This is a genomic window from Bacillota bacterium, from assembly GCA_012837335.1.
In the GTDB taxonomy this organism is placed as follows: domain Bacteria; phylum Bacillota; class Limnochordia; order Darwinibacteriales; family DTU012; genus DTU012.
On sequence record DURM01000060.1, the window covers coordinates 1 to 16,583 of the forward strand.

14 protein-coding genes are annotated in these 16,583 nt (G+C 50.5%); 12 read left to right on the forward strand and 2 right to left on the reverse strand.

The genetic code is table 11. From position 1 onward, the window contains the following. Nucleotides 1-110 precede the first annotated feature (110 nt). Nucleotides 111-962, forward strand: coding sequence for a helix-turn-helix transcriptional regulator (locus GX019_08345; GenBank protein ID HHT37168.1), 852 nt, complete (start codon nt 111-113; stop codon nt 960-962). Between the two features lie 49 nt (nt 963-1,011). On the opposite strand, the gene GX019_08350 is transcribed toward GX019_08345, so the two are convergent. Both GX019_08350 and GX019_08355 read right to left on the reverse strand, forming a co-directional pair. Next, nucleotides 1,012-2,811 carry a carbohydrate-binding domain-containing protein gene (locus GX019_08350; GenBank protein HHT37169.1) on the reverse strand — a complete coding sequence of 600 codons (1,800 nt, stop codon included), beginning with the start codon at nt 2,809-2,811 and terminating at the stop codon, nt 1,012-1,014. A 13-nt stretch (nt 2,812-2,824) separates the two neighbouring features. After that, entirely contained in the window at nt 2,825-3,868 is a 1,044-nt protein-coding gene (locus GX019_08355; GenBank protein HHT37170.1) for a Glu/Leu/Phe/Val dehydrogenase, read from the reverse strand. 275 nt (nt 3,869-4,143) lie between these two features. Here GX019_08355 and ilvD point away from each other — a divergent pair, with 275 nt between their 5' ends. From ilvD to GX019_08410, 11 genes are all read left to right on the forward strand, one after another. Continuing rightward, complete coding sequence (ilvD, locus tag GX019_08360; GenBank protein ID HHT37171.1) at nt 4,144-5,802, forward strand: dihydroxy-acid dehydratase; 1,659 nt, start codon at nt 4,144-4,146, stop codon at nt 5,800-5,802. A 12-nt stretch (nt 5,803-5,814) separates the two neighbouring features. Further along, nucleotides 5,815-7,494: a biosynthetic-type acetolactate synthase large subunit gene (ilvB, locus tag GX019_08365; protein ID HHT37172.1), complete on the forward strand. Its 1,680-nt coding sequence runs from the start codon at nt 5,815-5,817 to the stop codon at nt 7,492-7,494. Next, nucleotides 7,491-7,997 carry an acetolactate synthase small subunit gene (ilvN, locus tag GX019_08370; protein HHT37173.1) on the forward strand — a complete coding sequence of 169 codons (507 nt, stop codon included), beginning with the start codon at nt 7,491-7,493 and terminating at the stop codon, nt 7,995-7,997. Before ilvB ends, ilvN begins: the two co-directional genes overlap by 4 nt. A 1-nt stretch (nt 7,998) precedes the next feature. Then, entirely contained in the window at nt 7,999-8,991 is a 993-nt protein-coding gene (gene ilvC / locus GX019_08375) for a ketol-acid reductoisomerase (GenBank protein HHT37174.1), read from the forward strand. Between the two features lie 10 nt (nt 8,992-9,001). Continuing rightward, nucleotides 9,002-10,540 carry a 2-isopropylmalate synthase gene (locus GX019_08380; GenBank protein HHT37175.1) on the forward strand — a complete coding sequence of 513 codons (1,539 nt, stop codon included), beginning with the start codon at nt 9,002-9,004 and terminating at the stop codon, nt 10,538-10,540. Continuing rightward, entirely contained in the window at nt 10,533-12,140 is a 1,608-nt protein-coding gene (locus tag GX019_08385; protein HHT37176.1) for a citramalate synthase, read from the forward strand. Before GX019_08380 ends, GX019_08385 begins: the two co-directional genes overlap by 8 nt. 17 nt (nt 12,141-12,157) lie before the next feature. Continuing rightward, nucleotides 12,158-13,438, forward strand: a complete 1,281-nt coding sequence (leuC, locus tag GX019_08390; protein ID HHT37177.1) for a 3-isopropylmalate dehydratase large subunit — start codon at nt 12,158-12,160, stop codon at nt 13,436-13,438. Further along, a complete protein-coding gene (gene leuD / locus GX019_08395) occupies nt 13,435-13,926 on the forward strand; it encodes a 3-isopropylmalate dehydratase small subunit (GenBank protein ID HHT37178.1) in 492 nt (163 codons plus the stop codon). Before leuC ends, leuD begins: the two co-directional genes overlap by 4 nt. Nucleotides 13,927-13,932: 6 nt before the next feature. Then, nucleotides 13,933-15,006, forward strand: coding sequence for a 3-isopropylmalate dehydrogenase (gene leuB, locus GX019_08400; protein HHT37179.1), 1,074 nt, complete (start codon nt 13,933-13,935; stop codon nt 15,004-15,006). Between the two features lie 184 nt (nt 15,007-15,190). After that, complete coding sequence (gene pepT, locus GX019_08405) at nt 15,191-16,426, forward strand: peptidase T (GenBank protein HHT37180.1); 1,236 nt, start codon at nt 15,191-15,193, stop codon at nt 16,424-16,426. A 4-nt stretch (nt 16,427-16,430) separates the two neighbouring features. Next, the coding region (locus tag GX019_08410; protein HHT37181.1) for an SDR family NAD(P)-dependent oxidoreductase at nt 16,431-16,583 on the forward strand (153 nt) is incomplete at its 3' end.

A 16,583-nucleotide genomic window follows, 5' to 3' on the forward strand; every position in this document is an offset into this window, starting at 1 on the left:
AAAAAATCATTCCCAGCAGACGATGTTAACAAAGGGATTTCTGGATGTTATGAATAATCTTAAATCTGCAGGCGCAACTCGAAGCAAATACGAGATCCGGAGGACCGAAAATGAACAGCTTCGACTATTTTATCCGCCACATTCCTAAAGAGGTGCTGTCAAAGCACACAGCTGTTTTTATCCCTGAGCAGCGTGAGTGGAACCTGAAATTAAACGAGAAAGAATATTATTTTATCCTCTGCTTTACAAATCCACCGTCAGCTGTCATCCGAGATCAAGAACACCAGTTTCGTAAAGGGGATCTAATCTGCCTCGCTCCCGGTGACGACCTCCAGATCAGTTCTAATTCCGCAGCAGCTCCAGCCCATTATCTTACCGTCTGTGTTTTACCGGAATTTATGACTAATATCTACCGCAACCTTGGCTATTCAGGGACACTTAGATTTGACACCCATCAGCCTAAATACAGCCGTTTACTCTTAGAAGCCCTCAACGCCTTTATCCATGAAGTAGTGTTTTACGAAGACTCATGTTCGCTGATGCTGAGCAGCTTGGAAAACCGCATCGCCATCCAGCTTATCAGGGATGCCCGATGCATAATCCAGTCGAGAAGATCCCCCTCTGACAGCGCAGAAGCCATTGTTCGCCACGCAATCGAATATATTGAAACCTATTTCCCCAGCCACATTACAGTCCAGGATATCAGTGACGCTATTTATGTCAGTCCTTCATATCTGCAGAAGATTTTCACCAAGCTTGTCGGCAAATCTCCCCATAAATACATTATGGAATGCCGCCACCGGCAGGCAAAGTACATGCTGGCCGCCACAAAGCTGCCCATGGAAGAAGTAGCCCGCCAGTGCGGCTTTGTGAGCGGAGCTCATTTTTCAACCGCATTCAAGCAGATGGAAGGTATGTCTCCACTGTCTTTCCGGAAATCGCAGCGTTCTTGCCAAAGCTAGCTTTAATTATAGGCAGAAAAAAAGGGCTGATCCTCTCAGCCCTTGGTGATTAAAACCTTCTGCCCCAAGGTCCCGGCGGCATTGGCATGCCCGGGAATCCGGGCCAACCTTGGCTTTGACTCTGATTAGCGCTGACTGTGCCAATCTGCGTTCCGGGAGTATAGGTGCCATCAGTGAAGAGCCCATCCTGCTCTGTCCCTGTATGAGTGCCTCCCCGGTAAATCACATAATTTGTATCGGTTTGTACCTGCGGTGTCGATACAACCAGTGATTGGAAAGTTTTACTGGACTTAAATGTGATAATCGGTTCGTTATTATCGCTGGTGGCTATGTGAACCAACTCATCAGCAGGATAAGAGTTAAAAGTAACTACGATTGATTTCTGGCTGGAATTGGCACTTGGTGCCATGGCCATTCCGGCGCTTCCAGCTGCAACTAGAATTCCTCCCTCAATTATAAACTCGCGGTTATAATCCAGGGCACTGTTAAATCCGCTTGCTGGTCCGTGGACAATGACTGTTCCGCCTGTCATGGTGATATCGCCATTGGAATCGATTCCATCACCCTCTGCGCTGATAACTACCCAGCCGCCATTAATGGTCAGCGCTCCATACGCCTCTGACATAAAAGGATTTCGCCCGGGTCGGGCGGCTGTTGCGGATGCATCCACCCCTCCGGCAGCGTTGATACCGTCATCGCGGGCATCGGCAATGCGGATCATGCCATCGTTGATGGTAATGAATGTGCTTTCCAAGCCTTCATAGCAGCGCGCAACGGCTATTTCCCCACCATTGATGGTTATGCTTGAATCAGCGTGAATGGCGTCATCACCAGAACTGATGCTGATCAAACCACCATTTATGGTAATTTGACCATTGGCATGAACTGCATCATCCGATGAATCAATGGTAATGCTGCCCCCATCGATGATAATGCCCACACCTGCTTTTAGCCCTTTTGCACTGGGCGAACTGGCTGCTGGAGCAGGCATTCCTCTTCCCCACATGCCCCAGCTGGAAAGATTGCTGGAAACAGCACTGCCTCCACCCGACTTAATTGTGACAGTACCGCCTTTAATGAGCAAATCGGTTTCCGCCTGGATTCCGTCAAGCTCCGCGGTAATGTCAATCCTGCCATTTTCAATGTAAACAAATCCCCTGCTCGGATCCGTATCGTTGTTGGATTGAATCCCATCCTGTCCAGCGGTGATTGTGATTTGGCCGCCTCTGACAGCGACCAGATCCCGTCCTTTTAGGCCATCCCCAACTGCGGTTATCTCAATCGTTCCGGACACTATTTTCAGGTCATCTTTACTGACAATGCCGTGGCGGTAATTGCCGTTAACTATTAGGGTTCCTGCGCCGTTAATGGTCAGGTCGTCCCTGCTGAAAATTACGGCGTTGATATCATCTGCAGCGGAATCGCTTGTTGGGCTGGTTCCATCTGTGATGGTGTTGATTGTTCCCGGAGCAAGAGTTAGAATCACTTTATCAGCGCTGCTCACATAAATCGGGGCGGTAGATGCTGATGCTATCCTGACACCGTTAAGTACGAGCTGCACATCATCATTAGCGCCGGCTTCCACAACAAGCTGCCCATCCTCAAGTTTACCCTGGATTATATATGTTCCTGCCGCTAAAATTCGGACGGTAGAACCGACAGCCTCCACACCAGAACCAGAGACAGTGATCCCATCAGGACTGAGATTAATCACTGCCGGACCTGCTGTATGGAAGCCGGGATCAAGATCTTTTTTAGTGAAATTTACTGTTACCTCTGCTGCTGCGCTGAGAGCCACAGCGATTAACAGTACCGCGCAGATCAGAATTGTTTTAGCTGCTCTGCCCATCAATAAGACCTCCTCAGTCTGCCCGCTTCTTAGCGTTAATTCTCTCTTCTGCCAGGCGATCAGCCGCTCTGCTGGTAGAAATCTGATCGCGAACCGCGATTTCAATGATCCTCTGGACGCTGTCATAAATTGCGGCTGCTTTTTTCACAGCATTGGCCTCGTTATAACCTTGAAGTTCCTCATAAACATTGATTACCCCACCGGCGTTAATCACATAATCAGGGACATACAGGATCTCCCTCTCCATAAGGCGCTCTCCATAGGAGCTGTCAGCCAGCTGATTATTAGCGCATCCGGCCACGATGATGCAGTTAAGCTGCTCAATGGTGGTTTCATTGATTACTCCACCGACAGCGCACGGCGCAAACACATCGCATTCCACACTGTAAATCTCTTCCGGTGCAACTGCCTGGGCGCCAAACTCCTCCACAGCCTGTTCCACCTTTTCGGGTGACCGATTGGTAACGATTAGTTTTGCTCCCGCTTCATGCAGCAGTCGGCAGAGCCGATATCCTACCGCTCCTAATCCCTGAACAGCCACAACTCTACCCTTAAGATCATCAGTGCCGAACACCCAGTTAACAGCCGCCAGGATGCCGCGAAACACCCCATAGGCGGTAATTGGTGAAGGGTCACCGCTCTTTTCCGCTATGCCCACCACGTAATCAGTAACTTCGTGAATGAAGCTGATGTCTTCAGGGGTAGTATTCATATCTTGAGCGGTAATGTAGCGTCCGTTTAAAGTGTTGACATACCTGGCGAAAGCATGGAACAGCTCCCTGCTTTTAATTTTCTTCGGATCACCAATGATCACAGCCTTGCCGCCGCCGAGATTCAAGCCGGCCGCCGCGCTCTTATAAGTCATGCCTCGGGCTAAGCGGAGCACATCTTCCACCGCTTCTTCTTCTGATTGGTAATCCCTAATTCTCAATCCTCCTAAAGCCGGACCTAAAGTCGTATCATGAATGCAGATGATGGCTTTTAATCCGACCGCAGCATCGTAACAGTAGACCAGCTGCTCATAATCGTCTGTTTCTAAGCGTTTGAATATCTGCATATTGAATCCCCCACATTTTGGATTTAATTAGTAAAGTATTCTGCTTCCCTTCACTTTCACCTGCAAACATTGCCTTGCCTTTAATTTATCCATAATATTACCTAAATCTTACAATTTTAATGAAGGACTAAGCCTTTCTAAAGAGAACTGTAATCAGCTAAATACCTTTAGACGAATTTCGTTATAATTTTACACCAAAATGTTCATCTTGCCTACTATTGGTGAGTAAAATGTCTAAAATCGCAATAAATTTGTTTGGATTTGGAGGATTAGTAATGCGCAGCGATATAGTCAAAAAAGGACTGGAAAGAGCACCTCACCGCTCATTATTCAAAGCAATGGGATACACCGACGCCGAAATTGCAGCTCCGCTGGTTGGCATTGTCAATGCCCAAAATGAAATCGTCCCCGGCCACATTCACCTAGATCGCATCGTCGAGGCGGTCAAAGCGGGAGTAAGGATGGGCGGCGGCACACCCATTGAGTTTCCAGCAATTGCTGTCTGCGATGGAATTGCCATGGGACATACGGGAATGCACTATTCTCTTGCCAGCCGTGAATTGATTGCCGACTCCATCGAGACAATGGCTGTGGCCCATGGATTCGACGCGCTGGTGATGGTTCCCAACTGCGACAAAGTCGTCCCCGGAATGCTGATGGCGGCAGGGCGCCTCAACATACCAACTGTGGTGGTTAGCGGCGGACCGATGCTAGCAGGACGCAGTGACCGCGACCGCATGAGCTTATCGACGATGTTTGAAGCAGTGGGAGCTGTGCAGGCTGGAACCATGACCTTGGAAGAACTGAAAGCGTGTGAGGATACTGCTTGTCCCAGCTGCGGTTCCTGCTCCGGAATGTTTACAGCCAACAGCATGAACTGCCTGATAGAGGTTTTGGGAATGGGATTGCCGGGTAACGGTACCATCCCGGCCGTTTATGCCGAGAGAATTCGCTTGGCCAAGGAAGCTGGAAGAGCGGTAATGGAGCTGCTGTCCCGCGAGATCAGACCTCGGGATATTCTCACCCAAGCAGCATTTATCAATGCCCTCACCGTCGATATGGCTCTCGGCTGCTCGACGAACAGCATGCTTCATCTTCCGGCAATTGCCCACGAGGTAGGAATAGAGCTCGATTTAGACATCGCCAATGAAATCAGCGCCCGCACACCGAATCTCTGCCGACTCAGCCCTGCGGGTCCTTATTATATCGAGGATCTTTACCTAGCTGGCGGAGTGCAGGCAGTAATGAGCGAGCTCAGCAAAAAGGAGCTCCTTAACCTCGATTTGATTACCGTTAGCGGACGCACAGTGGGCGAAAACATCGCCAATGCCAAAAATCTGGATCCGGAAGTGATCCGGCCGATTGATCAACCTCACAGTCCCACCGGCGGAATCGCAGTTTTGACCGGAAATCTTGCTCCCGATGGCTGTGTCGTGAAGCGTTCGGCAGTAGCCCCGGAAATGCTGGTCCACACAGGACCGGCGCGAGTATTTAATTCAGAAGAAGCAGCCAGTCAGGCGATCCTCGGAGGCAGGATCAACAAGGGAGACGTAGTGGTAATTCGCTATGAAGGTCCTAAAGGCGGGCCGGGAATGCGGGAAATGCTTGCTCCCACCTCAACCCTTGCGGGTATGGGTTTAGATAAAGATGTAGCGCTGATCACCGATGGCCGCTTCAGCGGTGCCACCCGAGGAGCATCGATCGGGCATGTCTCGCCGGAAGCGGCTGAAGGCGGACCGATTGCCCTGGTCCGGGATGGTGATTTGATCTCAATCGATATGAACGCCTGCACTATTGAACTAAAAGTCAGCGAGGAGGAATTAGTAGAACGGAAAAAAGCCTGGCAGGCTCCTCCGCCAAAGGTGCAGCACGGCTACTTAGCCAGATACGCCAGGATGGTTAGCTCAGCAAAATATGGAGCGGTATTAAAGTAAAGGGGTGACAAGATGCTGCTGACAGGTGCAGAAATTCTCATTGAATGTTTATTGGAACAGCAGGTAGATACAATCTTCGGATATCCCGGAGGTGCAGTGTTAAATATTTATGACGCTCTTGCCAAGTACTCGGATCGGATTACCCATTATCTGCCTTCCCACGAACAGGGCGCAGCTCACGCAGCTGATGGCTATGCCCGATCCACGGGTAAAGTCGGGGTCTGCATGGCTACCTCCGGTCCTGGCGCTACTAATTTAGTAACCGGCATCGCCACTGCCTATATGGATTCAGTTCCGTTAATTGCCATCACCGGCAACGTGGCTCTGCCGCTTTTGGGCAAGGACAGTTTTCAAGAAGTGGATATCACCGGCATTACCATGCCCATCACCAAGCATAATTTTATTGTCAAAAATGTGGAAGAGCTGGCCGGCGTTGTCCGCAGAGCCTTTTCCATCGCCCAGAGCGGACGGCCCGGACCGGTGCTGATCGACATTCCGAAAGACATTACCGCTCAGAAAGCGGAATACACTAGAGAAACACCAAAGCCGATTGAGCGCCACACAAAGCATATTACTTCGGCAGCAGTTGAGAATGCTGTCACAATGCTGAAAGAAAGCTCGCGTCCCTTCGTTTATGTCGGGGGCGGAGCGGTCCAATCTGATGCCGGACCGGAATTAGCGGAATTTGTGCACAGAATTAAGGCGCCGGTTGCATCCAGCTTAATGGGACTGGGAGCTTTCCCCGGTAACGATCCCTACTTCTGCGGATTAATCGGGATGCATGGAACCAGAACCTCCAACCTCTGCGCCAGTAAATGCGATCTGTTAATTGCCATTGGAGCCAGGTTCAGCGACCGAGTTGTCAGCAATCCCAAGCGGTTTGCGCCTAATGCCAGGATTCTCCAAATTGATATTGATCCCGCTGAGATCAATAAGAATATCCAAACCCACGGCTATATCATCGGGGATGTAAAGATTGCCCTGCAGAAGCTGCTGGAAGCCATGGATGGTGAAGAATTGGCTGATACAACCGACTGGCTGAGTCAGGTTAACGAATGGCAGAGCAGATATCCCCTCGCTTACAAAGACGGGATTCTTCGCCCCCAACACATTGTGGAGCGGGTTTATGCCCTCACAAATGGTGAGGCGATCATCACCACGGAAGTAGGCCAAAACCAAATCTGGGCCGCCCAGTATTACCATTTCAGCAGACCCCGCACCTTTATTTCTTCCGGTGGATTGGGAACCATGGGATTTGGGCTCGGAGCGGCGATCGGGACGCAAATCGGCAATCCGGACAAAACCGTAATCAACATCGCGGGAGATGGCAGTTTCCGCATGAACTGCCATGAGCTGGCCACCGCTGTAGAATACGAGCTGCCGATCATCGTAGTGATCCTCAACAACCGCGCTCTGGGCATGGTGAAGCAGTGGCAGGACCATTTTTATGACGGCCGCTTTTCCCAATCGATCATTGAGCGCAGCACCGACTTTGTTAAGCTCGCTGAAGCCTACGGCGCAGTTGGATTTAACTTAACTCGGAAAGAAGATGTAGACGAAGTGCTCACTGCAGCGCTTAACGCTAAGCGTCCCGTAGTGATCAACTGCGAAATCGATCCGGAAGACAAGGTTTATCCTTTCTTACCTCCCGGAGCTGCTGTAGATGAGCTGATTGTGGAGGTGAGCCAATGAAGCGCTATGTAATTTCGGTTCTGGTTGACAACCATTCAGGAGTGCTGAGCCGGGTTGCAGGACTGTTCAGCCGGAGAGGCTACAATATCGACAGTATTTCGGTGGGCGAAACACTGGACCCTACCGTCTCCCGGATGACAATCGTTGCCCATGGGGATGACGCAATCCTCGAACAGATTACCAAACAGCTCAGCAAGCTGGTGGATGTCTTAAAAGTAGCGATTCTGCCCGATGATGCATCAGTATACCGGGAACTGGTGCTGCTGAAAGTTAAGGCTGATGACAGCACCCGAGCCACAATCTCTGATGTGATTGATGTGTTCCGGGCAAAAATAGTCGATATCGCGCCGCAGTCCATGACGGTTGAAATTACCGGCGATCGGCCGAAGATTCAGGCTCTTGTGGATCTACTGTCCCCTCATGGAATTCTGGAAGTGGTCCGAACCGGCCTGATCGGACTGCACCGCGGCGATCAAAATATCTTAACACAGGAGGAAATTTAAGATGGCAAAACTTTACTACGAGCATGACTGCGATTTAAATCTGCTGAAAGACAAGACTGTTGCGGTGATTGGCTACGGCTCCCAGGGGCATGCCCATGCCCTCAATCTCCATGAATCAGGCGTTAATGTCATCGTTGGCTTGTATGAGGGCAGCAAATCCTGGCAGGCTGCTGAAGAAGCCGGCCTAAAAGTGATGGTAAGCTCAGATGCGGCCAAAGCCGCTGATATTATCATGCTTTTGGTAAACGATGAAAAGCAGGCTTCCCTCTACAAATCAAGCATTGAGCCTAATCTAACACCTGGCAAGTCATTGGCTTTTGCCCACGGGTTCAATATTCACTACGGTCAGATTGTGCCCCCGGATTATGTCAACGTCTTTATGGTGGCACCCAAAGGTCCGGGACACACTGTCCGCAGCCAGTACCTGGAGGGCAGAGGCGTACCCTGCTTGATTGCAGTTCATCAGGATGCCACCGGCAGCTGCAGAGAACTGGCCTTGGCTTATGCGGCGGGGATCGGCGGTGCTAGAGCCGGAATTCTGGAGACCACATTCAAAGAAGAAACCGAAACCGATCTTTTTGGCGAGCAGGCTGTTTTGTGCGGCGGTGTTACTGCTTTAATCAAAGCCGGCTTCGAGGTACTGGTTGAAGCGGGTTACCAGCCTGAAAGCGCATATTTTGAATGCCTCCATGAACTGAAGTTAATTGTTGACCTCATTAACGAAGGCGGTTTAGCTTACATGCGCTACTCCATCAGTGATACCGCCGAGTATGGGGATTACATGGTCGGTCGGCGGATTATCACCGAAGACACCAAGGACGAAATGCGAAAAGTGCTTCAGGAAGTTCAAGAAGGCGCGTTTGCCCGCAGCTGGCTGCTGGAGAACCAGGTCGGGCGGCCGCAGTTTAATAAGATGCGGGAAATTGAAGCCGCTCATCCGATTGAGGAAGTAGGAAAAGAACTCAGGAAGATGATGAGCTGGCTGAAAAAGTGAGGGATTGCCGATGGCTGCTGTGATTAAAATCTTTGACACTACTCTCCGGGATGGTGAGCAGTCCCCGGGATGCAGCATGAACCTGCAGGAAAAGCTGGAGATGGCCAGGCAGTTGGAAAAGCTTCAGGTTGATGTAATCGAAGCCGGATTTGCCATCGCCTCTCCCGGCGATCTCCTGGCAGTTCAGGCTGTAGCGAAAGAAATCCGGGAATGCCAAGTTGCCAGCCTGGCCAGGGCTCTGACTAAGGATATCGATGCTGCTTGGGAAGCGGTTAAGGAAGCAGCAAGTCCCAGAATTCACACCTTTCTCGCCACTTCCGACATCCATATGCAGTATAAGCTCCGCAAATCACCTGAGCAGGTTCTGGAACAGGCTGTGGAGATGGTTAAATATGCCAAAAAGTACTGCCCCGATGTGCAGTTTTCGGCAGAAGATGCTACCAGAAGCAATCCGGAGTTTCTGTTCCGGGTAATCGAAGCTGTGATTAATGCGGGGGCTACTGTCATCAATATTCCGGATACAGTCGGCTATGTTACGCCGTGGGAGTTTACGGAGCTGCTTGCGAACATTTTCGCAAAGGTGCCCAATATTGATCAGGTTGATGTGGCAGTCCACTGCCACAATGACCTGGGGCTGGCAGTAGCCAATTCCCTGGCCGCAGTTAAGGCCGGTGTGAACCAAATTGAATGCACCATTAACGGCATCGGCGAGCGGGCGGGCAATGCTGCCCTGGAGGAGATTGTGATGGGCTTAGTGGTCCGCCGTGATTTCTACAATGCTGATACCGGGATCGATACTACCCAAATATACCGGACCAGCCGCTTGCTGAGCTCTATCACCGGTGTTGCGGTGCAGCCCAATAAAGCGATTGTCGGTGCTAATGCTTTTGCTCACGAATCGGGAATTCACCAGCACGGCGTTCTAGCCAACAAAAGCACCTATGAGATTATGACTCCGGCAGCGATCGGATTAACAGAAAACAGAATGGTTTTAGGAAAGCATTCCGGACGCCATGCCTTTGAAGATCGGCTGTTCAGCCTCGGTTATGAGCTGAGCAGGGAAGAACTTGACACTGCCTTTGAGCAGTTTAAGCGCCTCGCCGATAAGAAAAAAATCGTTACTGATCTGGACATCGAAGCCTTGGTGCAGCAGAAAACCTTCACCATTCCGGAGACATACAGCCTTAAACGCTTTGTCATTAACAGCGGCAATACCATCACTGCTACCGCCACGGTCCATTTGGATACCCTCGACTTCCCGAAAGAAGCGGTCTCCACCGGAGATGGTCCTATTGACGCCGCCTTTAGAGCGATCGATCAAATTGTCGGTATCGAGTTTGAGCTCGATACATTTACAATCAATGCTGTGTCCGAGGGTAAAGACGCCCAAGGCGAAGTAATCGTGAAAATTGCTAAGAACGGTCAGCTCTACACTGGCCGGGGTTTAAGCACTGATATTATTGAATCGAGCATTAAGGCCTATCTCAATGCCATCAATAAAATGCTTGACGAATTAAGATACACAAAGAGGATTGATGCCGATGACTGACAGTTTTAGACAGATTCAGATCTTTGACTCTACCTTAAGAGACGGTGCCCAGGCGGAAGGCATCTCCTTTTCCGTCACTGACAAGTTAAAAATTGTCTCTGCCTTGGATCAGCTGGGTGTAAGCTACATTGAGGCGGGAAACCCGGGCTCAAACCCCAAAGACTTGGAATTCTTTTCCAGGGTCAGCGAGCTGGAACTTAAAAATGCCAAGCTTACCGCTTTTGGCAGCACCCGGCGCAAAGACATCTCGGTCTGGGATGACCGCAATGTAAAATCTCTGCTGACCGCCAATACTCCGGCAGTTGCCATCTTTGGTAAGAGCTGGGACTTCCACGTCACCGACATCATTCAAACCACCCTGGAAGAAAACTTGAACATGATTCGGGAAACGCTCCAGTTTTTTAAAGAGCGCGGCAGAGAGGTTATCTACGACGCAGAGCATTTTTTTGACGGCTACAAGCACAATCCTGAATATGCGCTGCAGACACTTGAAGCCGCAGTGGCAGGTGGTGCCTCGGTTCTGGTTCTCTGCGACACCAACGGCGGCACATTCCCAATGGATGTCTATGAAATTACTAAGCTTGTAGTTAAAAGATTCGCTGGAAATGGCGTAGATGTAGGTATTCACGCCCACAATGACGGTGGAATGGCTGCGGCCAACTCCATCATGGCTGTAGAGGCCGGCGCAGTCCATGTTCAGGGTACAATCAACGGCTTTGGCGAGCGGTGCGGCAACGCTAATCTGTGCACCATTATCCCGAATCTGCAGCTGAAATCCGGGTATCGGTGCATTCCACCGGAGCAGATGGAAAAACTTACCCTCACCGCCCGCACGATCGCTGAAATCGCCAATGTCCAATTTAATGAGCGGGATCCCTATGTAGGCAAAAGTGCCTTTGCCCACAAAGGCGGCATGCACATCGACGGAGTCAACAAAGCCTCCCGCTCCTTTGAGCATATTGATCCCAAGCTGATCGGCAACGAGCGCCGCCTGCTCATGTCTGAGGTAGCAGGGCGCAGCACCATTCTTGCCAAACTGCAGACAGTGGATCCTTCCCTGACTAAAGATTCGGTGGAAACGGAAGAGCTGATCAATAAGCTCAAAGAACTGGAGCACGAGGGCTATCAATTTGAAGGCGCAGAAAGCAGCTTTAGACTCTTGGTCCGCAAGCACCTCGGCAAATACCGTCCCTTCTTCAATCTAATCTACTTTAGGATTATCGGGGACAGCAATATCAACGGCAGCTGCAGCTCCAGTGCCATGGTAAAGCTGGAAGTAGATGGACAGGAAGAAATCACTGCTGCTGACGGAGCGGGACCGGTCCACGCACTCGATCGTGCTCTAAGGAAAGCTTTAGAAGTGTTCTATCCGGAACTGAAGAAAGTTCATTTAACCGACTATAAAGTGCGGGTTCTGGATACCAAGACTGCTACTGCATCTAAAGTGCGGGTATTAATTGATTCGACTGACGGCACCGATTCCTGGACCACTGTGGGTGTTTCCACGGACATTATTGAAGCAAGCTGGATTGCTCTAGTGGACTCAATGGAGCACAAGCTGCTGAAGGATATGGAAGAAAAGATGCGCATTTATATGTAACGCTGGGAGGTAATGAAATGGCAATGACCATGACGCAGAAGATATTGGCTGCGCACGCTGGTCTTTCGGAAGTTAAAGCCGGGCAGTTAATCATGGCCGATCTTGATCTGGTGCTCGGCAACGACATTACAACGCCCGTGGCGGTGAATGAGTTTCGCAAAATGGGCTTTGATCAAGTGTTTGATAAACAAAAAATCGCAATCGTTCCGGATCATTTTACTCCGAATAAGGATATTAAAGCTGCGGAGCAGTGCAAATACATCCGAGAATTTGCCCATGAGAAAGAGATCGAGAACTATTTTGAAGTCGGTGAAATGGGCATTGAGCACGCCCTGATACCCGAAAAAGGCCTGGCAGTTCCGGGCGATGTTATTATCGGCGCTGATTCCCACACCTGCACTTATGGTGCCTTAGGCGCTTTTTCAACAGGAATCGGCAGTACGGATATGGCTGCCGCGATGGCCACGGGCAAAGCCTGGTTTAAAGTGCCGGCAGCAATCAAGTTTACACTCACCGGCAAACCCGGAAAATGGGTCAGCGGCAAGGATATTATTCTCCACATCATCGGCCTGATCGGTGTTGACGGCGCCCTCTACCGCTCCATGGAGTTTGTGGGTGATGGTATTGCTCATTTATCCATGGATTCTAGGTTTACCATGGCTAACATGGCCATTGAAGCAGGAGCTAAAAACGGTATTTTCCCGGTAGATGACAAGACTTTGGCCTATGTCAAGGAACATTCTACCAGACCGTGTACAGTTTATGAGGCTGATCCTGACGCTGAATATGAAGCGGAATACACCATTGATTTAAGCAAGGTGCGTCCTACCCTGGCGTTTCCCCACCTTCCTGATAATACCCGCACCATTGATGAGGTTGGGGATATCAAAATCGATCAGGTAGTAATCGGTTCCTGCACCAATGGACGCATCGAAGATATTAGGACTGCAGCTGGAATTCTAAAAGGCAGGAAAATCGCCACAGGAGTGCGGGTAATTGTGTTCCCGGCTACCCAGAAGATCTATCTCCAAGCGCTGCGGGAAGGGCTGATCGAACAGCTGATCGAAGCCGGCGCTGTAGTCAGCACGCCCACCTGCGGTCCATGTCTGGGCGGACATATGGGCATTTTGGCTGCTGGAGAGCGGGCTGTGGCCACTACCAACCGCAATTTCGTTGGGCGCATGGGCCACCCCGAATCGGAGGTCTATCTGGCCAGCCCGGCAGTAGCTGCTGCTTCTGCCCTTACCGGCAGAATCACCAGTCCGGAGGAAATCGCTGACTTGGAGGTGGTTTCATGAATGTCAAAGGCGCAGTTTTTAAATACGGTGACAATGTTGATACTGATGTAATTATCCCGGCTCGGTATTTAAACACCTCTGACCCGCAGGAGCTGGCGCAGCACTGCATGGAGGACATTGACAAAGCGTTTATTCAAAAAGTTCAGGCAGGAGATATTATCGTAGCCGGAAAGAACTTTGGCTGCGGCTCATCGAGGGAGCACGCGCCCCTAGCAATCAAAGCAGCAGGTATTTCGGTCGTAATCGCCGCTACCTTTGCCCGCATCTTTTACCGCAACTCGCTCAACATCGGACTGCCGATTTTGGAATGTCTCGAGGCCGTCGAGAAAGTTCAAGCAGGCGATGTCCTGGCTGTAGATTTTAATACCGGCGAAATCGTCAACCAAACCCGCGGTGAAACTTACCGGGCGGAGCCATTTCCTGAGTTTATGCAGGATTTGATCGCAGCGGGTGGTTTGCTGCGCTATATCAAAGAGCAGAAGGAGTAGACTTAGATGAAGTTTGTGATTGCAACTTTACCTGGCGATGGCATTGGTCCAGAGGTAATTGAGCAGACCTGCGCTGTTTTCAATAAAATAGGTGAACTCTACGGCCACAGCTTTGAGTTTAAAGAGTATTTGGTCGGCGGCGCAGCCATTGATCAGCTGGGAGAGCCGCTTCCTGAAGAAACTTTAGCCGGCTGCCTTGCCAGCGACTCAGTGCTTCTGGGAGCAGTCGGTGGACCAAAATGGGAAGACCTCACCGGTCCGATCCGCCCCGAGCAGGCATTATTGGGACTGCGGGGAAAACTCGGCCTTTACGCCAACCTGCGCCCAGCGGTACTCCACAGCGCCTTAAAAGATGCCTGTCCCCTCCGATCGGATATCATCGGCGATGGGATCGACATTATGGTAGTGCGTGAGCTGACTGGTGGTATCTATTTCGGCGACAGCGGCCGCCGCCAGGGTCCTCACGGTGAAGAAGCCTATGACACTGAAGCATACAGCATAATGGAAGTAGAGCGGATCACCCGCACCGCTTTTGAGATTGCCTTAAAAAGGAACAAGCGGGTTACCAACGTAGATAAAGCCAATGTGCTGGAAAGTTCCCGCTTGTGGCGTTCGGTAGTGATCAAAGTAGCTGAGGATTATCCGGATGTGGAGCTGAATCATCTTTATGTCGACAACGCATCCATGCAGCTGATCCGGGATCCCCACCAGTTTGATGTTATCGTCACCACTAATATGTTTGGAGACATCCTGTCGGATGAGGCGAGCATGATTACCGGCTCCATCGGCATGCTGCCATCTGCCAGCCTCGGCCAAGGCGGACTGGGAATGTATGAGCCAATTCACGGCTCAGCGCCGGATATCGCCGGTCAGGACAAAGCTAATCCGATTGCAACAATACTTTCGGCGGCAATGATGCTTAGATATTCCTTTAATTTAGAAATAGAAGCTCAAGCCATTGAAAATGCGGTAACCGCAGTCCTTGACGCCGGTTTTCGCACAGGGGACATTATGAGTCCCGGTATGAAGCTGGTCGGCTGCCGCGAAATGGGCAGACTGATCACCAATGCTCTCGCATAACCTCATCCACCTTTCGAAGAGCCGATGCTCCTTATGGAGAATCGGCTCATTAGATCTCATCAATCGGTTCAGAATTGTGGTTTCGGCCAAACTAGAGATTCCCAAAAAAATACACTGCTGGCAGGTAACCAATCGCTTTCCTCGAACAATAAGATAACGTTATTTTGGTTTAGGAGGCAGATAGATGCGAGCTTACGAAAGACTGATCAAGTACGCTGAATATGCAGCGGCATCCGACAGCACCAGCGAAACTTGTCCCAGCACACCGGAACAGCTGGAATTCGGCCGCGCTTTAGTTAAAGAAATGCTTGAACTGGGAATCAAGGATGCCCATATGGATGAGCATGGATATGTCTACGGCACCATTGAAGCGAATATTGAAAACTGGGATGGACCCGTGATCGGCTTTATCGCCCATATGGATGTAGTGCGGGATGTGCCGTTTGAAAACATCAAGCCCAGAGTGGTAGAAAACTACGATGGTGGCGATATCGTCCTTAATCCGGAGCAGGGTCTCATCCTCAGCCCCGATCAATACCCATCCTTAAAAAACTATGTAGGTCACGATCTGGTAGTTACTGACGGGACCACCCTTTTAGGAGCCGACAACAGGGCCGGAATAGCCGAGATTATGACCATGGCGGAAATCCTGCTTAGTAATCCCGAGATTAAGCACGGCACCATTAAGATCGGTTTCACTCCCGATGAAGAAATTGGCCGCGGTGCTGATCGCTTCGATGTTGCGGGCTTTGGCGCTGATTTTGCCTATACAGTCGATGGCGGAGCTTTCGGCGAAGTGGAATATGAAAACTTTAACGCCGCTACCGCCAAGGTTACCATTAAAGGTAAAAACATCCATCCAGGCACCGCTAAAAACCAGATGAAAAACGCTTCCTTGATTGCCATGGAGTTTAACAGTCTGCTTCCTGCAGTAGAACGGCCGGAGCATACTGAGGGTTATGAAGGCTTTTACCATCTGATTGACCTGAAGGGCATCGTGGAGGAAGCATCGCTAACATATATTATTCGGGACCATGACCGCGACAAGTTTGAAGCTAAAAAAGCGCAAATGGAGCGCATCGCCGATTGGTTGAACGAGAAATACGGCGAAAGCACTGTAACCATAGAGATAACTGATTCCTATTACAATATGGTTGAAGAGATCAAGCCCCACTGGCATTTAATTGAAACCGCCTTTGAAGCAGTCAAGGAAGTAGGCGGCCAGCCCTACAGCATTCCGATCCGCGGCGGTACAGACGGTGCTCGTCTCTCATTTATGGGACTGCCCTGCCCGAATTTAGGAACAGGCAGCCACAACCATCACTCGAAATTCGAATACGCATGCGTGCAGGCGATGGATGACTGCACCGCTGTACTGGTTAAGATCGCGGAGAAATACGGAAAACTCAGCAATGGGTGATCTTATGGGCCGCACCAACCGGAGCTTGCAGGATAAAATCGTCTTGATTACCGGCGCTTCCAGCGGACTGGGCGAGCAGATTGCCTACCAGGCAGCTTCCGAAAAAGCGATTGTTATCCTCGCTGCCAGGCGCAGGGAGCGCCTGGAGCAGATTGAA